20 protein-coding genes and 1 other RNA gene are annotated in these 24,140 nt (G+C 29.1%); 20 read left to right on the top strand and 1 reads right to left on the bottom strand.

Annotation, left to right across the window (positions count from 1 at the left end; translation table 11 throughout):
• The first annotated feature begins 122 nt into the window (after positions 1-122).
• The 16 genes from CURI_RS05505 (at position 123) to CURI_RS05575 (ending at position 19,553) form a co-directional block, all read left to right on the top strand.
• On the top strand, positions 123-1,316 hold the full coding sequence (locus tag CURI_RS05505) for a phosphoglycerate kinase (RefSeq protein ID WP_014967240.1): 1,194 nt from the start codon (positions 123-125) through the stop codon (positions 1,314-1,316).
• A gap of 12 nt (positions 1,317-1,328) precedes the next feature.
• Positions 1,329-2,075 (top strand): triose-phosphate isomerase, encoded by a 747-nt coding sequence (gene tpiA, locus CURI_RS05510; protein ID WP_014967241.1) that lies wholly within the window; start codon positions 1,329-1,331, stop codon positions 2,073-2,075.
• Between the two features lie 13 nt (positions 2,076-2,088).
• On the top strand, positions 2,089-3,621 hold the full coding sequence (gene gpmI / locus CURI_RS05515) for a 2,3-bisphosphoglycerate-independent phosphoglycerate mutase (RefSeq protein ID WP_014967242.1): 1,533 nt from the start codon (positions 2,089-2,091) through the stop codon (positions 3,619-3,621).
• Positions 3,622-3,653: 32 nt separating this feature from the next.
• Positions 3,654-4,940, top strand: a complete 1,287-nt coding sequence (eno, locus tag CURI_RS05520; protein ID WP_014967243.1) for a phosphopyruvate hydratase — start codon at positions 3,654-3,656, stop codon at positions 4,938-4,940.
• A gap of 62 nt (positions 4,941-5,002) precedes the next feature.
• Positions 5,003-5,239, top strand: coding sequence for a preprotein translocase subunit SecG (gene secG, locus CURI_RS05525; protein ID WP_041701569.1), 237 nt, complete (start codon positions 5,003-5,005; stop codon positions 5,237-5,239).
• Between the two features lie 250 nt (positions 5,240-5,489).
• Positions 5,490-6,251 (top strand): alpha/beta fold hydrolase, encoded by a 762-nt coding sequence (locus CURI_RS05530; RefSeq protein WP_014967244.1) that lies wholly within the window; start codon positions 5,490-5,492, stop codon positions 6,249-6,251.
• Positions 6,252-6,268: 17 nt separating this feature from the next.
• Positions 6,269-7,900 (top strand): UDP-N-acetylmuramoyl-tripeptide--D-alanyl-D-alanine ligase, encoded by a 1,632-nt coding sequence (locus CURI_RS05535; RefSeq protein ID WP_014967245.1) that lies wholly within the window; start codon positions 6,269-6,271, stop codon positions 7,898-7,900.
• 214 nt (positions 7,901-8,114) lie between these two features.
• A complete protein-coding gene (locus CURI_RS05540; RefSeq protein ID WP_014967246.1) occupies positions 8,115-9,305 on the top strand; it encodes a D-alanine--D-alanine ligase family protein in 1,191 nt (396 codons plus the stop codon).
• Between the two features lie 193 nt (positions 9,306-9,498).
• Complete coding sequence (rnr, locus tag CURI_RS05545) at positions 9,499-11,634, top strand: ribonuclease R (protein WP_014967247.1); 2,136 nt, start codon at positions 9,499-9,501, stop codon at positions 11,632-11,634.
• Positions 11,635-11,781: 147 nt separating this feature from the next.
• Positions 11,782-12,243, top strand: coding sequence for an SsrA-binding protein SmpB (smpB, locus tag CURI_RS05550; RefSeq protein WP_014967248.1), 462 nt, complete (start codon positions 11,782-11,784; stop codon positions 12,241-12,243).
• A gap of 9 nt (positions 12,244-12,252) precedes the next feature.
• Positions 12,253-12,607: a transfer-messenger RNA gene (gene ssrA, locus CURI_RS15285) on the top strand.
• Positions 12,608-13,593: 986 nt separating this feature from the next.
• Entirely contained in the window at positions 13,594-14,766 is a 1,173-nt protein-coding gene (locus CURI_RS05555; protein WP_014967249.1) for a hypothetical protein, read from the top strand.
• Positions 14,681-15,619, top strand: coding sequence for a TIR domain-containing protein (locus CURI_RS14985; RefSeq protein WP_051003970.1), 939 nt, complete (start codon positions 14,681-14,683; stop codon positions 15,617-15,619). Before CURI_RS05555 ends, CURI_RS14985 begins: the two co-directional genes overlap by 86 nt.
• Positions 15,620-15,926: 307 nt before the next feature.
• A complete protein-coding gene (locus CURI_RS05565) occupies positions 15,927-16,946 on the top strand; it encodes a hypothetical protein (RefSeq protein ID WP_014967251.1) in 1,020 nt (339 codons plus the stop codon).
• Complete coding sequence (locus CURI_RS05570) at positions 16,943-18,463, top strand: hypothetical protein (RefSeq protein WP_014967252.1); 1,521 nt, start codon at positions 16,943-16,945, stop codon at positions 18,461-18,463. The genes CURI_RS05565 and CURI_RS05570 overlap by 4 nt, the downstream gene beginning before the upstream one ends.
• A gap of 229 nt (positions 18,464-18,692) precedes the next feature.
• Positions 18,693-19,553, top strand: a complete 861-nt coding sequence (locus tag CURI_RS05575; protein ID WP_014967253.1) for an FRG domain-containing protein — start codon at positions 18,693-18,695, stop codon at positions 19,551-19,553.
• Between the two features lie 441 nt (positions 19,554-19,994).
• On the opposite strand, the gene CURI_RS05580 is transcribed toward CURI_RS05575, so the two are convergent.
• Positions 19,995-20,210 carry a DUF3955 domain-containing protein gene (locus tag CURI_RS05580; RefSeq protein ID WP_014967254.1) on the bottom strand — a complete coding sequence of 72 codons (216 nt, stop codon included), beginning with the start codon at positions 20,208-20,210 and terminating at the stop codon, positions 19,995-19,997.
• Positions 20,211-20,869: 659 nt separating this feature from the next.
• Between CURI_RS05580 and CURI_RS16325 the strand changes: the two genes are divergently transcribed.
• From CURI_RS16325 to CURI_RS05595, 4 genes are all read left to right on the top strand, one after another.
• Positions 20,870-20,992 (top strand): hypothetical protein, encoded by a 123-nt coding sequence (locus CURI_RS16325; RefSeq protein WP_266353907.1) that lies wholly within the window; start codon positions 20,870-20,872, stop codon positions 20,990-20,992.
• Positions 20,993-21,601: 609 nt separating this feature from the next.
• The gene (locus CURI_RS16075; protein WP_014967255.1) at positions 21,602-21,877 is read left to right on the top strand and encodes a hypothetical protein; all 276 of its coding nucleotides are present in this window, start codon (positions 21,602-21,604) and stop codon (positions 21,875-21,877) included.
• A 168-nt stretch (positions 21,878-22,045) separates the two neighbouring features.
• Positions 22,046-22,246 carry a hypothetical protein gene (locus CURI_RS05590; RefSeq protein ID WP_014967256.1) on the top strand — a complete coding sequence of 67 codons (201 nt, stop codon included), beginning with the start codon at positions 22,046-22,048 and terminating at the stop codon, positions 22,244-22,246.
• Positions 22,247-23,125: 879 nt separating this feature from the next.
• On the top strand, positions 23,126-23,908 hold the full coding sequence (locus tag CURI_RS05595; RefSeq protein ID WP_014967257.1) for a hypothetical protein: 783 nt from the start codon (positions 23,126-23,128) through the stop codon (positions 23,906-23,908).
• Positions 23,909-24,140 lie beyond the last annotated feature (232 nt).

Consider the following 24,140-nt stretch of genomic DNA (forward strand, 5'->3'; position numbering starts at 1 on the left):
GATTTAAAAAGTGATTAAAAAAGTAAAAGAAATTAAATTTACAAAGAGCGGTTTAATAGTATTACTATTAAACCTTCTCTTATGTATAAGGACAAACACAAAATCTAGGGGGTTATGTTTATATGCTTAATAAAAAGAGTATAGAAGATTTAGATATAAAGGGAAAAAGAGTTTTAGTAAGATGTGACTTTAATGTTCCTATGAATGATAAGGGCGAAATTACTGATGACATAAGAATAGCCAGTGCACTTCCTACTATTAAATACATAATAGAGAACGGTGGAAAAGCAGTAGTTATGTCTCACTTTGGAAGACCAAAGGGAGAACCTAATTCTAAATACAGCTTAAAACCAGTAGCAGAAAGACTTTCAAAGTTAATAGAAAAAGAAGTAGTTTTTGCAGATGATGATACTGTAGTAGGAGAAAAAACTAAAGAAATAGTTTCAAATATGAAAGATGGAGACATAGTATTACTTCAAAATACTAGATATAGAAAAGAAGAAGAAAAAAACGGAGACGATTTTGCAAAAGAATTAGCTTCTTTAGGAGATGTATATGTAAATGACGCTTTCGGTACTGCACATAGGGCTCATGCTTCTAACGTAGGAGTAAGTAAATATCTTCCTTCATCAGTTGGATATCTAGTGAAAAAAGAAATAGATATAATGGGTAAAGCTATGTTAGATCCAGAAAAACCATTTGTAGCTATTTTAGGTGGAGCAAAAGTTTCAGATAAAATAGGCGTAATAGAAAATCTTCTAGAAAAAGTAGACAGTATAATAGTTGGTGGAGGAATGGTCTTTACTTTCTTTAAAGCTCAAGGTTTAGAAATCGGAAAATCTCTTTTAGAAGAAGATAAAATAGACTTAGCTAAAGAATTAATTGAAAAAGCAAAAGCAAAAAATGTAGATCTTTTACTACCAGTAGATATAGTAGTAGGTAAAGAATTCAAAAATGATACGGAATTTAAGACTGTTGACATAGATGGTATACCAGATGATTATATGGGACTAGATATAGGAGAAAAAAGTATCGAATTATTTTCAAAAACTATAAAAGAAGCTAAGACAGTATTATGGAATGGACCTATGGGTGTATTTGAGATGTCTAACTTTGCTAAAGGAACAGAAGGAATAGCTAAAGCTATGGCAGAATCAGAAGGAGTAACTATAGTAGGTGGAGGAGATAGTGCTGCTGCAGTAGAACAAACAGGTTTAGATAAGCAAATGACACATATATCTACTGGTGGAGGAGCATCACTAGAGTTCTTTGAAGGTAAGGTACTACCAGGAATAGAAGATATCGACGAAAAGTAAGGAGGAATTACATTGAGAAAGCCTTTTATCGCAGGTAACTGGAAGATGCACAAGACAATAAATGAGTCTGTAGAATTAGTTAGAGAAATAAAAGCTAAAATAAAAGACTCTGATGTTGAAGTAGCAGTTTGTGTTCCATTTACTTCTTTAAATGAAGTGAAAAAAGAAATACAAGAGACAAATATAAAGCTTGGTGCTCAAAATATGCATTGGGAAGAAAGTGGTGCATTTACAGGAGAAGTATCAGGAGCTATGTTAAAGGAAATAGGTGTAGACTATGTTATTCTAGGCCACTCTGAAAGAAGACAGTATTTCGGAGAAACAGATGAAACAGTAAATAAGAAAATAAAAAAAGCGCTAGAATATAATATAAATCCTATATTCTGTGTAGGAGAGACACTAGAACAAAGAGAATCTGGCATTGATAGAGAAATAATTAAAGGCCAAGTAATAAAAGGATTAGAAGATATATCTAGTGAAGATTTAGAAAGAATAGTTATAGCTTATGAGCCAATATGGGCTATAGGAACAGGAAAAACAGCGTCTAAGGAAGATGCAAATAGTATGATTTCATTCATTAGAGAAACATTAAAAGAAAAATATGACTCAGAAGTTTCTCAAAAAGTTAGAATACAATATGGTGGAAGTGTTAAGCCAGACAATGTAAGTGAAATAATGAGTCAATCAGATATAGATGGTGCATTAGTAGGTGGAGCTAGCTTAAAGTCTGATGATTTCTTAGCACTTGTTCAGTTTTAAAGGAGATGTAAATATGACTAGAAAACTGGTAACTCTCGTAATACTTGATGGTTGGGGTATCGGAAAAGATTATGAAGGAAATGCTATCTTAAGAGCTAAAGCTGATAATTATAGAATGATCTCAGAGAAATATCCTAATACAAGGTTAGAAGCTAGTGGTTTTGCAGTAGGACTTCCATCGGGACAGATGGGAAATTCTGAAGTAGGTCACTTAAATATAGGTGCAGGAAGAGTGGTTTATCAAGAACTTACTAGAATAACTAAAAGTATACAGGAAAAAGAGTTTTTTGAAAAAGTAGAGTTTTTACAAGCTATAGAAAATTGTAAAAATAATAAATCGAAGCTACATCTTATGGGATTACTTTCAGATGGTGGGGTTCATAGTCATAATAGTCATTTATATGCACTGCTAGAGCTTGCAAAACAACAGGGATTAAAAGAAGTCTATGTTCACTGTTTCTTAGATGGAAGAGACACACCACCACAAAGTGCTAAGATTTATCTTGAGAACTTAGAAAAAAAGATAAAAGATATAGGAGTAGGTAAGATAGCTACGATATCAGGTAGATATTACTCTATGGATAGAGACAAAAGATGGGATAGAGTAGAAAAAGCCTATAATGCATTAATACTAGGAGAAGGACAAAAAGCTAGTAGTAGTCAAGAGTGTATAGAGAAGTCTTATGCTGAAAATACAACGGATGAGTTTGTTATTCCTACTGTAATAGTAGATGATAATAAACCAGTTGCTACTATAGATGATAACGACTCTGTTATATTCTTTAACTTTAGACCAGATAGAGCTAGAGAAATAACTAGAGCAATCGTAGATCAAAGTTTTGATGGGTTTGAAAGAAAGAAGGAAGTAAAAACTCACTTTGTATGTATGACTATGTATGATGTAAGCATAGAAAATGTAGAGGTTGCTTATAAACCTGAGAGCTATGAAAACACATTGGGAGAATATGTGAGTTCTCTTGGACTAAAACAACTTAGAATAGCAGAAACTGAAAAGTATGCACATGTTACTTTCTTCTTTAATGGTGGGGTAGAGGAACCTAATGCTCAGGAAGATAGGGTACTAATACCATCGCCTAAAGTTGCAACTTATGACTTAAAGCCGGAAATGAGTGCTTTTGAAGTAAAAGATGAGGTCATAAAAAGGATTAAAAGCAAAGAATATGACTTGATAATTATAAACTTTGCTAACTCTGATATGGTAGGTCATACGGGAGATTTAGAAGCTGCCATAAAAGCAATAGAGGCAGTAGATATATGCCTGGGTGAGGTTGTAAAAGAAGTAATAAATGTAGACGGAAAACTGTTAATAACTGCAGACCATGGTAATGCAGAAGAGATGGTAGACGTTGATACTGGTGGAAACTTTACAGCGCACACAACTAACAAAGTACCATGTATAATAGTTGGTGAAGGAGATATTAAGTTAAGAGAAGGAAATTTAGCAGATATAGCTCCTACTCTATTAGATATGATGGGAGAACAAGCTCCTAGTGAAATGACAGGTAGCTCATTAATTATTAGATAAGAAGTATAGGTAAAAACAGGAGGTAGAAAGTTATGTCAACGATAATGGATATTTATGCTAGGGAAATACTTGATTCAAGAGGAAATCCAACAGTAGAGGTTGAGGTATGGACAGAAGGTGGCGGATATGGTAGAGCTGCAGTTCCATCTGGAGCATCAACTGGAGCATTTGAGGCTGTTGAATTAAGAGATGGAGAAAAAGACAGATATTTAGGAAAAGGAGTATCGAAAGCAGTAGATAACGTAAATGAAATAATAGCACCAGAAATCATAGGTATGGATGCTTTAGATCAAGTTCTTATAGATGAAGCTATGATAGAACTAGATGGTACAGACAATAAAGGAAAACTAGGAGCTAATGCTATACTAGGTGTTTCTATGGCTGTAGCAAGAGCTGCTTCTGATGTTATAGGAGTTTCATTATACCAATATTTAGGTGGGGTAAATGCAAAAACATTACCAGTGCCTATGATGAATATACTTAATGGTGGAGAACATGCAGATAATAACGTAGATATCCAAGAATTCATGGTTATGCCTGTAGGTGCTAGTTCATTTAAAGAGGCTTTAAGAATGGGTGCAGAAGTTTTCCATAGTCTTAAAAAGGTATTACAAGGAAAAGGCTTAAATACTGCAGTAGGTGATGAAGGTGGATTCGCTCCAAACTTATCGTCAAATGAAGAAGCTCTAGCTACTATAGTAGAGGCTATAAAACAAGCTGGATATGAGCCAGGAAAAGATATTCTACTTGCACTAGATGTTGCTGCAACAGAACTTTATGATAAAGAATCAAAGACATATAAATTATCAGGAGAAGGAAAAGAGTTTACTTCTAAAGAATTTGTAGAGTTCTACAAAAACTTAGTAGAGAAATATCCTGTTATATCAATAGAAGATGGATTAGATGAAGAGGACTGGGAAGGTTGGAAACTACTAACTGAGGAACTTGGAAGTAAAGTTCAATTAGTAGGAGATGACTTATTTGTTACAAATACTGAGCGTTTAGAAAAAGGTATAAAAGCAGGAGTTGCAAACTCAATACTTATAAAGCTTAATCAAATAGGAACTATCACAGAAACATTAGATGCTATAGAGATGGCTAAAAGAGCAGGATATACTGCTGTAGTTTCTCATAGATCAGGAGAAACAGAAGATTCAACTATAGCAGACTTAGTAGTGGCAGTAAACGCAGGACAAATAAAAACAGGAGCACCTTCAAGATCAGACAGAGTTGCTAAGTATAACCAATTATTAAGAATAGAAGATGAGTTAAGAGGCTCAAGCAAATATAACGGTAAATCTGTATTCTACAATATATAGTTTGATTTTTAGAACTCTCTATGATAAAATAGTCTTGTTTATTAATATCAGGAGGTGGGTATATGTCTACCCTATTTACGGTACTTATACTGTTATCAAGCATAATTGTTATAGCATGTGTTTGCGCCCAACAAAGTAAAAGTGGAGGGCTATCAGGAGCTATATCAGGTGGAGCTTCAGAAAGTGCTTGGTCTCAAGGTAAGGGAAGAAGTTATGAAGCATTATTAGATAAAGCAATAATATTCGGTGGAGTAATAGTATTAATATCATCGGTAGCATTATCAGCTTTACAAAAGTAGTATGAATAGAAATACCTCTTTGTCAAAATTATGATGAAGAGGTTTCTTTATTTAAACAGGATGAAAAAACGACTCTTAAATAGAGTCGTTTTTAAAATTTCAACAATCACAAATCTCATAAATATATAATATATTAAGATATAGAAAACTAAACAACTAGTGAACAAAATTAAGTTATGGTATAAAATAAGATACTTTGATATAATCATATAGGAATAAGAATTATAAAATATTTGTGGGGAGATTTTTTATGAAAATAAATATAGATGGGCTAGATATAAACTATATATGCGAGGGTGAAGGAAAAAACGTAGTAATACTTCATGGATGGGGAGCAAATATTCAAACTATGTTATGTATACATAATCATTTAAAAGATAGATTTAGGGTTCATACACTAGATCTTCCTGGTTTTGGTGAAAGTGACGAACCGAAAGACGTATGGGGAACATATGAGTATGCCGATATAGTTAAAAAATTTATAGATAAGCTAGGTATGGAAGAAGTTATTCTGATTGGACATTCACATGGCGGAAGAGTCTCCATAATACTAAGTAGTACTTACCCTGAGCTAGTTAAGAAGATGATATTAATAGATAGTGCTGGAATTATACCAAAAAGAACATTAAAATATTATACAAAAGTTTACACATTTAAATCATTGAGAACAGTATATAATACTTTGTTTTTCTGGATAGATAAGGAGAAGAGACTAGAAAAATTCTATAAAAAGTTTGGTTCAACAGACTATCAAGCGGCGCAAGGTGTTATGAGAAAAGTTTTGGTGAAAGTAGTAAATCAAAATTTAAGACCACTGTTAAAAGATATAAAGGCTTCAACACTTTTAGTTTGGGGAAGAGAAGATATGGACACTCCTGTTTATATGGGAGAAATAATGGAGAAGGAAATTAAAGGCAGTGGACTAGTGGTATTAGAGAATGCAGGACACTACTCGTACTTAGATCAGTTCCATAGATTTAAACTAGTAATAGATAGTTTTTTAAAAGATTAAATTAAGGAGTGAAGATAATGGAAAGTCTTTTTATACCTATGGTAATTTTAACTACTGTAGTGTGGGGAGTTGCTATTTACTTTAGAAGTAGATTTCTCCTACATATGATGCAGTTAGAAGGATATAAAAATAGTAATTATTTAAATTGGATAAAAGAATTTAAACATAGAGTTTTTTATAAAAAAATAAATCTTGCATTTGCAATTATAGTTTTAATAACAGCTGCACGTATTACATTGACTAGTGCACTAGATACTTATCCTATAATTTGGTCTTTACTTATGTTGCTTAGTGTTAATTTCAAAAAAGAAAAAGCAAAAATAGAGCTAAACTATACTCAAAGAGCTAAAAGATTAATGATATCAAGTATAATAGTGAATATAATTTTACTATTAGTAGCTGTTGCTATATGTGTACTTACAATAAAAGATACATTGATTGCATACTCAGTTATATTACTTATAGCAACTTGTATATATTATTTAGAGCCCTATATACTTTGCCTAGGAAATATAGCAGTAGCTCCTGTTGAGAAAAAAGTAAATGAATACTACTTTAATATGGCTAAAGATAAAATAAGAAGTTTCAAGGACTTAAAAGTAGTAGGAATAACAGGAAGTTACGGAAAGACTAGTGTTAAATTCGTTACATCTACAATACTAGAAGAAAAATTTAATGTTCTAAAAACTCCAGAAAGCTATAATACTCCTATGGGAGTAAGTAAAGTAGCAAATGGTGAACTAAATAGTGAACATGAAGTTTTTATTGTAGAGATGGGAGCTAGAAATATAGGAGATATAAAAGAAATGGCAGAGCTTGCAGGACCTAAAATAGGAATACTTACATCAATAGGGCCTACACATTTAGAAACTTTTAAGAATATAGAAAACATAATGAAAACAAAGTATGAGCTTATAGAAGGTTTACCTTCAGACGGTATAGCAATATTCAACTATGACAATAAACACATAAAAAAATTGGCAGACAAGACTTTTAAAGAAAAGATACTTTACGGTATGGAAGATATCGATAAGTTGGATCTTTATGCAACTGATATAGAAGTTTCAGAATTGGGTTCTACGTTTATACTTGGAGACAAGGAAGGAAATAAAGTTAAATGCACAACTAAATTATTAGGACATCACAATATATCTAATATTTTGGCAGGTGCAGCATTAGGTAAAGCGTTAGGACTTACTCTAGAAGAGATAAGTGCTGGAATAAGTAAAGTAGAACCGGTGCCTCATAGACTTCAACTTATAGTAAATCCTGCTACTGGAGTAATAGTAATAGATGATGCATTTAATTCTAATCCAATAAGTTCAAAAGCGGCTCTAGAAGTTTTAAGTCAATTCAAAGAAGGTAGAAAAATAATAATAACACCTGGGATGATTGAACTAGGGGACGATGAATTTAAAGAGAATAAAGAATTTGGTAAAAATATAGCTAAAACTTGTGATTATGCAATACTAGTAGGAAAAAATAGAACAAGACCAATACAAGAAGGCATAAAAGAAGAAGGTTTTGAAAATGAAAGCTTATTTATAGTAGGTAGTTTAGATGAAGCAACACAAACACTACAGAAGATAGTAAGACCTAAAGACATAGTATTATTTGAGAATGATTTACCTGATAACTATAATGAATAGAATATTTGATTATATTACCTATATTATTATAGTATAAGGTTTTATCATTTTAATTATATGATTAAGAACCAAGTGACTAGTTTTAACTATAGAGTTAACTAGATCACTTATTCTAATGTCAGTATAATACCAAATATATGCTTTTGCTTTTATCAGGATTATAAAATAGATTTGAACAATTTTATCGTACTTATTATAGAATAATATTTTTATTTTGGAAGGAGTATTTTATTATGAAAAAAGAATAGGTGTAGTTTTCGGTGGAAGAAGTGTTGAACATGAAGTTTCTGTTATAACAGGAATGCAAGTCGTAGAAAACTTAGATAAATCAAAATACGAAGTTGTACCTATATTTATAGATAAAGAAGGAAGATGGCTTACTGGAGATGAGTTATTCAAGTTTGAAAATTTTAAAAATGATAATTTAAAGAGTTTAAAAGAAGTTATACTTACATCAAAATGTAATGATAGAAAGTTATATTCTCATCCAGATAATATAGGATTCTTTGGAAAAAAACAAACTATAGAAATAGATGCAGTTTTTGTAGCATTACATGGTACTTATGGAGAAGATGGAACTATACAAGGTTTATTCGAAACTTTGAACATACCATATACTAGTGGTGGAGTATTAGCGTCATCAGTAGGTATGGATAAAATACTTATGAAAGATGTATACAAGTCTTATGGACTTCCAATAGTTAATTACACATGGTTCTTTAGAAAGAAATGGAATGATGATAAAGAAGGCGTATTAAAAGAGGTAGAGGAAAAGTTGACATATCCTTTATTTGTAAAACCAGCTAACTTAGGTTCAAGCGTAGGTATATCTAAGGCAAAAGATAAAAAAAGTCTTGAAGAAGCTATAGAGGTAGCTATAAGATACGATAGAAAGATAATAATAGAAGAGGGAGTAGAAAATCCAAGAGAATTAAACTGTGCTGTAATAGGATATGATGATAATGTAAAAGCTTCACTATGTGAAGAACCTCTAGGATGGACTGACCTTTTAACTTATGAAGATAAGTATGTTCATAGTAACTCTAAAGGTGCTAAAGGTGGCGGAAGAAACATACCAGCTGATATATCAGAAGAAAAAGCTAAAGAAATACAAGAAACAGCTAAAAAAGCATTTATGGCTATAGACTGTAAAGGAACTGCAAGAATAGACTTCCTTATGGATAAAGATGAAAATATATATGTAAATGAAATAAATACTCAACCTGGATCAATAGGATATTATTTATGGGATGCTATGGGAATATCATTTGGCCAATTATTAGATCAATTAATAGAGATAGCTATAGTAGTTCAAAAAGATAAGAACGAAAGTATGTATTCTTATGATGTAGACTTATTTGATAAAGTGCAACTTGGTGGAGGAAGTAAAACTAGTAAAATTTAATATAACTACTTGTTGTACTTTATAGGCTGGCATAATAGTCAGCCTTATTTTTATTTTTATGAAAACTTTAAAAAAGATGATTTTAAAGCAAATAGAAGGATATATATTTATGAAGAAGAAATTAATAGTATAGTAATAGTGTAAATGAGGAAAATTAAATATATAATAGAAGTATAGACTTTGGAGGTATAAAATGATTATAAAAGATAAAATACTGGAATTTATGAGAGAAGTGGCTTATAAACCTATGTCTAGAGAAGAATTAGCACATAAATTTGATATAGATAGAGAGCAGCGTAAAGATTTCTATAAAGTTCTTGAGCAAATGGAGAAGGAAGGAAGTATATTAAGAACTAAAACAAATGTATATGGAATACCTGAAAGAATGAATTTAATAGTAGGAACACTTCAAGGTAATCGTAGAGGATATGGATTCTTAATACCAGATAATAAAGAAATAGATGATGTATTTATATCAGCACAAGACTTAAATGGGGCACTTCATGGAGATAAGATAATAGTAAGAGTAACTATGCAGGGACCAGATGCAAAGAGTAAAGAAGGAGAAGTTATAAGAATTCTGGAAAGAGTGAATGAGACTATTGTGGGAACATATGAGAGCAGTAGAAACTTTGGATTTGTGGTTCCTTCAGATAACAGAATCAATATGGATATATTTATATCAAAGACAGAAACTAATGGAGCTAAAACTGGTGAAATAGTAGAAGTAGAAATTACAAAATGGCCAGAAAAAAGACGTAATCCAGAAGGTAGAATAATAAATATAATAGGACATAAAGATGATGCAGGAACAGATATATTGACTATTATAAAGCAACATGGACTTCCAGAAGAATTTCCATACGAAGTTATGATGGAATCAGATGAGATAGTTGAAGAGATACCAGAAAAAGAAATAGCAAGAAGATTAGACTTGAGAAAAGAAAGAACATTTACAATAGATGGACCAGATGCAAAAGACTTTGATGATGCGGTATCTATTGAAAAACTAGAGAATGGAAACTATAAGCTAGGAGTTCATATAGCGGATGTAACTTACTATGTAAGGGAAAGATCAGCTTTAGATAAAGAAGCATTAACCAGAGGAACAAGTGTATACCTGGTAGATAGAGTTATACCTATGCTTCCCGAAAAAATATCTAATGGGGTATGTAGTTTAAGACCAAATGAAGATAGACTTACACTAAGTGTAATTATGGAAGTGGATAGCAGAGGTAAAGTAGTAGATCAGAAAATAGCTGAAACAGTTATAAGTAGTAGTGAGAGACTAATATACGATGACGTATCAGATATATTAGAAAAGGATGATGTTGAGCTTAAAGAAAAGTATAAACATATACTTACGGACTTAAAGCATATGGAAGATCTATGTGAAATATTGATTAATAAAAGAAAATCTAGAGGAAGTATAGATTTTGATTTTCCGGAGAGTAGAATAATACTAGATGAAAAAGGAAAACCAATAGATATTACTAAATATGATAGAAGAATATCAAATAGAATAATAGAAGAATTTATGCTAATAAGTAACGAAACAATAGCAGAATATATGTACTGGACAGAGATACCATTCCTATATAGGGTACATGAGGATCCAGATATGGATAGAATAAATGAGTTCAACAAGTTCATTAGTAACTTTGGTTATCACTTAAAAGGTACTCAGGAAGTTCATCCTAAGGAACTTCAATCATTAGTTAATAAAATAAAAGGAAAACCAGAGGAAATTGTTATAAGTACTCTAATGTTAAGATCTCTTAAAAAGGCAAGATATAGTGCTGATATTGATGGGCACTTTGGACTTGCAGCTGAGTATTATAGTCACTTCACAGCACCTATAAGAAGATATCCAGATTTACAGATACACAGAATTATAAAAGAATTTATAAATGGTAAAATTACAGATAAAAGAATTTCTACACTGAAAAAGATTTTACCAGAAGTGGCGGATATAACGTCTAAAATGGAAAGAAGAGCAGATGAGGCAGAAAGAGATACTGATGATTTAAAGAAAGTAGAATTCATGATGGATAAAATAGGAGAGGAATATGAAGGATTTGTATCTGGAGCAGTACCTTCAGGATTTTTCGTTGAATTAGACAATACTGTAGAAGGATTTGTTCATATAAGTTCACTTATAGATGATTATTATAACTATAATGAACAGATATACGGATTCATGGGTGAAAGAACGAAGCAAATATATAAACTAGGGGATAGAGTAAAGATAAAAGTATTAAAAGCTAATATTGCAAATAAAAGAGTAGAATTTGCATTAGTTAGGGAATCTTCAGAAGAAGAAGAGTAAAAAATATTAGACTTAGTCAGCCAAAATTGTTGGCTAAGTCTGATTACATTAATTACAAAATATGCAAAAAATATTTTGAGCTAGTTGACATATAACCTATAATTTGTTACAATTAGTTCTGGACTTAAAAAATGGTTGGTGATTAAGATGAAAAAAAATACAGGAAAAATAATAGCAACTAATAGAAAAGCAAGACATGACTATTCCATAGAAGATACTATAGAAGCGGGAATAGTATTAACTGGAACAGAAGTTAAGTCTATAAGACAAGGTAAAATTAACTTAAAAGACAGTTATGCTTTAGTAGAAGATGGAGAAGTTTTTGTATTGAATATGCATATTAGTCCTTATGAACAAGGAAATATATACAACACTGACCCTTTAAGAAAGAGAAAATTATTACTTCATAAAAGAGAAATATCCAAGCTTATTGGATTTATAGCTCAAAAAGGATATTCACTAATACCATTAAGTGCATATTTAAAAGATGGTAAAGTTAAGATAGAACTAGCAATAGCAGTTGGTAAGAAATTGTATGATAAGAGACAAGACATAGCTAAAAAAGATGCTGAAAGAAGAATGAAGCAGCATTTAAGTGAAAAATACTAAAAACATCCTGGGGGCGAAAATGGTTTCGACGGGGGTGTGGAGCTAAGAGTAGCGGGTCGTTGTCGCCAAACAACGTAAAAAGTGGCAACTAAATATAAACGCAAACGATAATTACGCATTAGCTGCCTAATTTAAGGCGCTCACTTACCCTAGTGGTCCTGCCCACTAGAAGTAAGTGTCAACTTATAGCAGGGAACTACTATAGGGGACTTCCCGACCTACAGTAGACTAATTGGGAATAGCTGATTAGGGAGCCTTCTGTTGGGCGTTCTATGAGGCGAAATTTTAAATACGGCAGATACGCTCGTAGAGGCTCTTAGTAAAGTGCTTTCGGACGTGGGTTCGACTCCCACCGCCTCCACCAAAAAGTCACAATTAAATTATATGAATACAAACACCTTAGATAAAGGTGTTTTTTATGTCTAAAATATTAAAAAGTAATTATGAAAAATTAACTCTATAAATAAATAGTAAACTAGAGAACTTTTCATAGGTAAAACTTTACTATAGAGGTTTTTTTTATGTTGCGGCACTTAAATGAAGATTTTGTAATAAATACACAGATTATGTTGATGGCTTAAATTATATATGATATATTGGGTTAAATGGAATATATTTGTGATGATGTAAGGGGCGTTGATAGTCAAAAAATATTTATTTTGTAGTTCAAGGTAAAGGATGAAAGTATAGATATACCCTTTCATAAGAAACTGAACTTAAGCAATTAAGAAAATACTATAGTATATATAAACCAGAAGTATGGTTGTTTCTAGGACAAAACAAAGAAGAGTTTATTGCTGAAAGAAGTGTTAAAAGAGTTTTCAAGAATCTTTGCTTACTAGCAAAAATAAATAAGGATATATTAGTCCATACTCTTACGCGTTCTTTCACAACACATATGCTAAAAAGTTGAACAGATTTAAGATATATACAAGAACTTTTAGGTCATTCAAGTTCGAAAACTACTGAAATATATACACATATTACAAAAAAATTGTCTAACATACAAGGTTCAGTAGACAAGCCAGAAGATTTACAAGAAAATCAAGATTGATATAGTTTAATGTCTATAGCAAGTATTCCCGATACCAATGTCGGCAATACCATAGGATTTGCATATACTATGACATTAGTGTCGTGAATACTTTAGTTAAGTGACATATATAGATTTGGAAAAGCAAAAAAACAATCATAATATACTTACAGTAAACATTATAAGTTGAAGCATAAAATTTATAACGATAGAGAGGGAGAGTAATTTATGGAGAATTCATATTTTTATTTTCAAAATCCATATGCAGTAACATACATAATACTTCTTTTCATGACTTTTTTCGTAAGGAAGGAGTTATGTCTAAATATGAAGAACAAGGCCAAGAGATTAGTTATTTTATATCAGATATGCTTAACAAGGGAGCGCTTGATATAAACAATCTTAATGATTTTTTATTTGATGCATTGTTTTATGGATATCATAAAGAAATATTTATCTGGAATATAGCAGATGTAGGAAATATTGTTGATAATGAAGAGATTTTAGAGCAAATCCTAAAAGAAAACTATGATATATCTGGTTTAAATCACAATGAGATATCGTCTACTTTCTTCAGTAAGTCTGAAGAAAAAAAAGAAAAGATGGTTGCTATTAAAATATATAAAGTGGAACAGAGAATTGTCAAAGTGAGAATTATATTTGCTACAGAGATAATTACTATTTCTGGTGGATCACCTTTAGAGACACAAAGTTATATACCTATAGAAATAAACTTAGATAAAAAAATGATTATAACAAAAGCATATCGCAAATATAATGTTTTAGATGAAAAGTTCAGATATAATTCGCTTATTCTTTATTTTACTAATAAAATAAAGAATGTATTAAATATTAGCACGGAAATATTCGGAAAAGACCACCGAAGAGCTATTTATTTCATGTGTAAGAGTTTAGTTGATGAGGTATTCGAAAAAATCTCAGGAGATAAAGAAAGTAGAGTAGATGATGCTATTGAAGAGTGTTCTAGAACACTTGAAGATGCTATTAACATTAGTGATATAAAAGTAAAAATACAACAAAACAATATATTTGATATAAAGAGTAGCATAAATAAGATGATACAACATATATTGGTTTCAAATTTTTTTTATCACTTTAAATTGGATGAAGAGATTTCAAAATTTAATGGATTAGTTACATATATTAAGTTTAACGATGGAACAGTTAATGCGGTGGTTAAAGGAGAGAATTCTTATAAGTCCGTATTTATTTCAGATGCATTCATGGGTTTGAGAAAGTCGATGGAGAATAAAGGAAGTTTAAACAAGCTAACATTGATTTGGAATATAAGTAACTCACCTTGGAAGGTGACATATGACACTGGTGATGTAGAACTTTTAAAAATGCAGTTTTATACTAAATACGATGAAGGAGAGTTTTATTATGCACTTGACAGATATAAAGAGTTTGAATCCAGCTTACTGGATAGCCTTCAAACAGTGGATAGAAAAGCTTCCAACAAAATATAAAGACAATCTATCACCTTATGGTTTTGCTGAAAGTATGGATAAAGATGAAAATACTTCTGTAACATTTTTTTATGAATTAAGTAAATTAAATATTTTAAGAACTAAAATAAAAATTGATTGTCTACAGTGTATGGAAGAAATTTGTATTATATATGATAAGACTAAAGAAGAAATTGAGTGTCCAGAATGTGGGTTCTATTGCAATATTAACGATGTAAGATGGAAAGATATTATATATTCTTTAAATATATATGAAAATAAAAGTACTATGAATGTTAAAAATATCAGGGCTAAAAAGGTTAATCCATTAGATTTTATAAGACAAGATAGTAAAAATGGTAATCAAGAAAAAACATTGATAGTGGATGCGTTGAAGAATGATAAAAAAACTAAGATAGTTAATATAAGTGAAAGAAAGAGAGGAAAAAAAATGAAGATTTTTTTAGGAAGTTCTAAAGAAGCAGAGGAAGTTATGGATGAAATTGCTGTAATAATTGAGTCGTATAAACATGATGCTTTACCTTGGAATCAACCAGGCACATTTATAGCAGGAAACTATTTGTATGATAGTTTGATAGATATCAGTAAAAGTGTTGATGCTGCTATATTTATATTTAATGAAGATGACGAAGTATGGTATAGAGGAGATATGCTAAACCAAGCTCGAGATAATGTATTAATAGAGTATGGACTTTTTACAGGAGCACTAGATAGAAGCAAAGTAATATTTTGTACTAAGGGAAACCCTAAGATAGCTTCTGACTTAAAAGGTATTACTTATATAAATATGGAAATGAAGCATACTGCTAAATTGGAAATAAAAGCTTGGTTAGAAAAGATAAGCTGTAGGTAAATGAACATTTAATGATTTGTGAGTTATCAAAAATATACATAGAGTTTAATATAAAATAGTGAAAGAAAGTCATATTCAAAGATATTGTAGTAGAATGGTAAAAATTATTCGATAAAAATAATTTAGTTAGTATAAGGTTGATTCAGAAATATCACTTAACAAAGTATTCCTGACATTTCCCAAACTAAGATAATAATTATCTAAGTTTGAGAAACATCAGGAATATGAAGACGTTAGTTGAAATTGTCAACTCATATCAGAGTTAATATTCACTTATAAATATCAACATATAAGGGAGGTATTATTAATGTATACATTTAAAAATACAGAACAAAACAATCAAAAAGCATCTGAATATGAAACAAAATCATTACTGTATCTTTTATGTATGCGTAAAGATAGCAAAGATATTGATGTATTAATGATAGATTGTTTTAACGATGTTACTGGAGGTAATGATTCATTAGATGCGCTTTGGGATGTACAATCTAAAGGAGTAAAATCATTAAGACCAAAGACCGTTGGGGTTGCACTAGTTACTTTATTTAAAAATTATTTTTCCCAAATAGAATTTAATCATTACATATTATTTATACCAAAGTTAAGAGAAGGTTATCTCAATGATGAAAGCTTAACAACATATTCGATAAATAATTTCAAAGATGAATGTGTATTCAAAATTAAGGAAGGATTATGTACTGAGTTTATAAAAAGAAACAAAGATGATGATTTAAAGATTGTTGAAATAGAAGATTTTCTTAGTAAAGTAACGTTTGTTGTTGCAGATACAGAAAAAGAAAATTATACAAAAAACATTGTGAATTTCAAAAATAAAGATATAAAAAGTAAGAAATTCTTTATAGAGCTTTTTGACGAGATAAGGGATATGCAAACAGCTTTAAAAAATAATTGCATTGAAGGAATAACAATTTCATCAGTAAAAGATGTTTTAAACTTCAATAGAGTAATTAAGAAAAATGATTTAGAGGTTGTGACAATAAATAGGTTAATCGGTATTGATATATTTAATAAAAATAATATACCTTTTGAGTTTTTGTGTGAAATAAAAGAATTAAATAAAGATGACGTAAAAGATATTATTCAAGATTGTAATGAATCTTTGAGTCGGACACTATTCAATAAGGATAGTAAGGAAGAATTTTGGACTTTTATGGAGAAGGTGGTTAAGGTAGTTAAAGATAATCCTAAGAAAAGTAGTAGAAAGTTATTCAATATGATACCACGAAAAGTAATAAAGCGGGTGCATACACTAGATGAAATAAGTTGTATTTATTTCATCTCACTTGTTCAGGAGGGATTATTGTGATAATTGAGAAGGTTGGTTTTGGTAATGAAAATGAAGCCTTTGTGGAAAATCGCTTAAGAAAAGGAGTTAATGTAATCTATAGTGATGATAATAATAAAGGAAAAACTTTATTAATGCAAGGAATGATGTTTGCACTAGGTAATTCACCAATTTTCCCAAGTGGTTTTAATTATAATGACTATTATTTTTACACTAGTATAAGAATTAAAGATAAAAGATATGAATTCTTGAGGAAAAGAAATACAGTTATCGTGAAGGGAGAAGCTTTATTTAGAATTTGTGAAAGTATTTCAGAACTCAAGTATTTTTTAAATAGAAATTTATTTGAATTACCTGTAATACGAAAAAAAGATGAAGAACAGTTAGTAGATATGTCGTTATTTTATCAACTATTTTTCATTGGACAAGACAAAAGAAATACGTCTAATACTATTAACAATGGAAGATATAACAAAGAAGACTTTATTAATATGCTGTATAGCCTAAATGGTTGCCAAGTAATAGATAGAACTATTTCAGAAGAAGAAGATAAAGAGAAAATTAATGATTTAAAAACAGAGATGAAGAATATTAAAAAGTTAATGAAGTTAAAGAAGAAGAATTCTAGAGTAGCTCAGCTTACAAATAAAACAAATGACCTTGAAGAATATAAAAAGCAGGCAAAAAAGATTCAAGATATTAGAGATAGCATAACAAAATATAAAAATAGTAGGGCTCGTGAATTTAACAGAAAAATTAAGTTGGAGAATTTAGTTAAGGAGTTAAATTCTTTAAATAGAGAAATAAAGCAAGGAAAAGTTATTTGTGGGGAGTGTGGAAGTAAACAAATTATTTATTCTAATAAAGATATAAATTTTGAAATAAGTAATAAAACAGTACGGAATCAAATATTACAATCAATTACTGAAGAGATAAAAATTAAAAGTGAGATTATAGATGAATACTCAGAGTATATTAACAGTGACCAGAACAGATTGAAGGAAACAATGAGAAGTCTACCTACAGAAGTATGGGAAATTCTATTGTGTTCAGAAGAGATATTAGAAGATAAAGACTATGATATAAGATTATCTGAAATACAGAGAGAATTGGTAGAGTTAGAAAACCGTAAGGTATATGAGATGGATATGGATAAAAAGTCAAAGGATAAAAATAAGAAAATGTTAGAAACGATAATTAAGAAAATGAATTCTTATTATAGCAAGGTAGATCCTAATGGTAATTTATATTTTGACGAGCTTTTCACTAAAAAAGATGAAACTTATTCAGGTAGTGAAGAACAAGAATATTATTATGCAAGGTTAATGGCAATAAACAGTTATTTTAAGCATCAATATCCGATAATTATAGATGCCTTTAGAGGTGGTGAATTATCATCTAAAAAGGAACAGATAATGCTTGAAAACTACATAGAACTTGATAAGCAAGTTATTTTAACTGCAACACTAAAAGATGAAGAGTATAATAGTGAAAAATATGAGGGTATAAAAATATTCTTAGTATTGATTATAGTGTAAACAAAGACAGTAAAATTTTACAACAGACGTATGTAGAAGAGTTTCTAAAACTAATTAAAAGATTTAATATTGTAATGGATTAAAGATTGAGTTGACAACTACACCTAACAGTGTGTTCCTAATATTCCTCAACCTAAGATTGAGAAACATCAGGAACACAAGACGTTATGAGAAATTAATTTTCTAATAATTTTTAAAATAAGGATAATAAAAATAGGGAGATGCAATAATGAAAATTGAAAATCACCAAGAAAATATTTTTTGTGAATATACGATAAAGTCATGGAATGATTGTAGAAATTTATTTGAATATATTAAAAATTGGGTTTTTAGAGGACAATCAAATAGCTCTTGGTCTCTTCAAACTACATTGGAGAGAGGATCTTTAGCCAATAATTCTGATATGAGAAAAATACCAATAATAGAAAAAAACATAATTTCTAAGTTTCAGAGAAGAGCTTTTCAATATATTGAAAAAGTGCCAGAAAAAGATGATGTAATTGAATGGTTATCATTGCTTCAACATCACGGAGGATCAACGAGGTTGTTGGATTTTTCATATTCGTATTATGTAGCATTATTTTTTTCAACGGATAATGCATTGCAAGAATCTGCTGTTTATTGTCTTAATAAAGAGTTAATTTATGATAAAGGACTTGAAACTGAGATATGGAGAGGCTTAAAAAATAAAAACATCTACGGCACTAAGGAATACTGTAATCAAGTTTTAAAGGATCAAGTCAGAAGTCCGCTGGTTATGTTGATAGAACCTTTTAATTTACATGAACGATTATCTAGACAACAAGGTTTGTTTGCAGTACCTTTTGAGGGACAGCAGTCGTTTGAGTATAATCTCTCTTTAACAGTAAATAGATATCAGAAAGCGTTACCAAAAAGTAAAAAGATTGATGACTACAATGACTTAATTGATATGTTGAATGAAGAATGTGCTTTGCTCAAGGTGAAAATTCCCCAGAAATTTCATAATGAAATACGAAGAGATTTGAAATTAATGAATATTACTAACGAAACTTTGTTTCCTGGTATAGATGGTTTTGCAAAATCATTAAGTGAGGAATTTGATATATAGAAGTTATGAAAGTAAAATGACTTAATGTTGAACTGGAGATTATAATCATAAACAGAAAGAAAATTAACATCTCATAACACGACAATTCCTAACATTCATCTCGTTGTCACAGTCCTTGCGGCGCAAGTACATACGCCATTTTTCCCGCTAAGGCATTAAAAGAGAGGAGCATCAGGAATCTCCGATATATCTATTGTGGATTTTGCCTGATAATCTGCCTCTACCATAAAGAAATTATATGTATATAATGTACGATTAACTTAGTTACATAAGCCTAAATGATCAAAAAAACATTCAGGATTTTACTTTGTATCTTTATATATTTATTTTAAGTGAAACTTGTGTCACTTTTAAGCAAGATTACATAAACTTGTGAGTAAACTTGATATAAAAAAGCCAACTTCCTGTATGTTAAGGAAGTTGGCTTTTTTAGTTTATTTACTAATTATGTTTTCTTTTTTTGACTGCTGAGAAGATGGCTACAGATGATAATGAGATAATTCCAATAAAAACAAAAATATAAGTTAATGGAATCAGAAAAAAAGGCTCAACTAAAGTACCATCAGGTTCTAATCTTGAACCAATTATGGTAGAAGTAATAATGCAAATGAGTCCTAAGAATATTGGTGTAGAAGCTAATAAATATTTATTTTTCATTATATACTCTCCTTTATGCAAATAGTTTGTTTTTAGATTAAATAAAAAATGAAAATAAGTCAAAATGCTGTAAAAAACAACTATAGGTTTTAATTATACTGACGATTATTTCTGTATAATAAAAAGTCCTCCTTTTAACTAGCTAAAGATATTATAACTTTAGATTAACTTTAAGTCAATAATAAATTATCGTTATTCAATAAAATATTACTGAATAATAAGCAAACTGCATTATATTAAGATTAACTTCCTAATAATTATTAGAAGGGTTAGACTAAATCAAATTTAAAAAACGGTTAAATATAAGAATAAGAACATAAAAAATTCTGTTACATCAACTTTGTAACAGAATCAATCTATTTATAAAGTAACATGTTCTTTTTAATATATAAGATAAGAAAGAATTGAAGAAATGTAATTCCATGTTATAGAAGAATTCTATATTCCAGCCTGATTTTTTATGGTTAAATATCAGTTATATAACATAGATACTTAATACTTATATATAAATAATATCCAATAATTAAAAGCTATATGGTATAATAAATCCAGTTAGCTAGACCTTATTAAATACTTTATTCTAAAGGTATATTTATACTGATGTCTTAGTTACTATATTTATGTAAAGCTAATATATAAGAAAGGATGATTTAAATATTATGTCATTACAATGGATAGCTTTAATACCTATTATAATATATTTAGCTCTAATAGGGCTTGGTATATACACAATGATATTAGTTATAAAAGCACTAAATATATATATTAAAAAGAATTCTTAATATTTAGTAATCTTATCACTAATAAATGATTTTATGATATAAAAGTCAAATAATACGTATTAAAATTACAATACATATAGAAAAAATATTGGAATGAAATTATGGACTACATTCATTTTATATTTAGCTTTTTAGTTGCTTTGTTTATGACTATAGTATTCATGAAAATTTATATGGAACTTTCAGGGTATTTAGATATGCAATTCATAAAAAATTTTATAAACCTATGGTGAAAAATAAGAAAAAAATTAATGTCAAGGTAAGTTTATATTTTAAAAAACTTATTAGCATTCAATATGAATATAGTAGAAAATAAATAGTAAAGCATTTAATGAGAGAGGGAATAAAATGAAAGTTGGCTTAGTTAGACACTTCAAAGTAAAAAAATAACTACCAAAAAATATACTTATAAAATCGACAGAACTTAAGAAATGGTTTGATGAATATGATGTAGCGGAAATAGAGGAGAGTGAAGTTAATCTTAATGAGATTAGATGGAAAAGATGCTTCTCAAGTGATCTACCAAGAGCTAAAAGAACTGCAGAGAGTATTTATAACGGAAACATTATTGTAAAGAAAGAATTAAGAGAGATACAATTAAATTTACCTTTGAGAAAAGATATAAAACTTCCATTTTTATTTTGGGCTATTTTAATTAAATTAGGCTTTCTTATACCTAGTAATTATATAAGAGATGTAAAAGAACAGATAGAGACTCTTTTGGATGAAAAGCTCCTACATAATAATGAAGATATTCTAATTGTGATTCATGGTGCTTTAATGATATATCTAAAGAAAGAACTTCTAAAAAGAGGGTTCAAAGGACCTAAGTTCAAGGTTCCTGAAAATGGCAAACTCTATGTTTTCGAGAAAGAATTTATTTAATAAAAAAAGAGAAATATGAGTTTTTTAAGGATATAAAATTGTGAAATAGACGATATTATGTAACTTGAAGCTTTCCAAAATCATAAGATGAAACACAATGAATTAGAATAATAAAATGAACTAAATTAATAAGGAGGGAGATGGATGCAATCGAGTGCGGGTTAGAGTTTGAGGATAGATAGCTTAAGAATACTAGCTTCTTTATTTTGGATTGGAGGTTCTATTTTAACGTTTATAGTAGCACTTGAAACATGTAAACAAGATAATAAAGGTGGGGTTAAGCATGAAATAGAAAGGATAGAAAAAGAATTTCAAATAAAATTAGAGGAACTGAAAAATAAATTACAAATGATCGAAAAGATTCGCTAAGTAAATTGTTCTCAATATATCTTAACTTAATCGGATATTTCTTATTATATATAAACTGGTTAAAAGTACTTAAGGTTTTAGATATAGGAGTATAATAACAGATTAAATTTGTAACAGTATTTACTAAGTATATAGTCTTGCTATAATTTATTATTTATTTCACTTTATATAACTTGTTTTAGTCTAGCCTAAAATAAGATAAAAACACCTAAAGTATAGGTGTTTTTTATATGTGGACTTTTCTAAAATATATAGATTCAACTGATCATATAAGGCAATTTTCTAATAAAAAAAGATTTTTTATATGCAGGATATATATTGATAAAGGCTTTAGAAAAAATATTTGTTTAAGAATAGTATGTTGTATATATTAAATATATAAATAGATTAAGTGTATTATTGAAATCAGCTATGTTATCGTACAAATTAATATTAGAATTAGCCATTAATATAATTTTTCACTATAAATAATTATGATCATTTTTTATTCGGATATGAGTATTATAATTTAAAGCTTTATACTGCAGTACTAATATTAATAAACACGTCTAAAGTTTTAGTAGGGATGATGTTCTTTAGGTATATGTGTACAAGGAAAAGATATTAGGAAATAAACAAAATAAATTAGATATAGTAGTTCCTTAAATAGAAGATATATTAACAGTATAGGCCATAGAATTATAATATAATAGTATAGCCTATTTTTTATTTAGATTAATATCATAACTTCCCTAATAAGAATTAAAATTAAACATACTACATTTAGATTTATAGAAACTTGTTATGAATAAAATAATTGCACAATTATGAGATAAATATTAATATATAAGTATAATTTTAATGACAAAGAAATATTTAAAGTAAGGGGGGATGCTATAAGTGAAGATGGCAATAATACCTGGCATATTATTTATCATGGAGTTATTAATCTTTAGAGAAAGTACTCTTACAAAGAGTGTTAAAATAAAAAAAGCATGTTTTGCAGCTATCAGAATGGCCTTTGTACTTTACTTAATTATGTTTATAGATAAAGATATGAATGTAAAAGGAAAAGTAGTAGTTCAGCTAGTATATGCTATAAGTGAGTTTGCTGTTTTTTTAGCTAATAATGAAAAAGAATATAGTAATTATAAGGTGACAAATAAACTATATAAAATTTTTTTTATTCGGACTATAATGTTGGTTATTTTATCATTTATTGCTTTGAAATTATTTCTTGGAAAAAGTTTATTAGAAATAGAAAAGTTACTTTTTATAATTTTAGGGACTTTTATTGTTAACTTATTTACTGCATTATATCAAATAGGGAAAGCAGAAGCAGCTAAAAAGAATGAAAGCACTATAAAAGCTACTTGGAACATACTTTCAAGATCATATGATAGTCATAATATAAATTTATTATTTTACTTAACACTTACTTTTTTCTTTACTTCTTTTTTAATCTACGATATGCATAAATATATAGTATTTTTCGTAGCCTTGAATTTGTACGCAAGGCGTTTTAAAATAGCTATTATACAAACTATTATAATTACTTTGATTTTAATTATTGATATAAGCGAACTATACTATATTTTTGCGATATTTTCATTTATAATTGGAATAATCATATCATATCAGATAAAAAGAGATAGAAAATATATAGAATTTAAAAAAGACTAGGGTGATTTAAAAAATATATAAATACTAGATTTCGTAAATTATTATATTAAAGATAGCACTCAGGTTTATACTTTCAATATTTGTTATGAAAAAAATTATATATCATATTTGTAATTTGATATGTATATTCTAATCCGCGAACTATATAGTTTATATCCAATAAAAAATATAATAATAATACTTAAACACCTAAAAATAGGTGTTTTTTATATACTTATTAGTCTATTAAAAT

The organism is Gottschalkia acidurici 9a, assembly GCF_000299355.1.
Lineage (GTDB): Bacteria > Bacillota > Clostridia > Tissierellales > Gottschalkiaceae > Gottschalkia > Gottschalkia acidurici.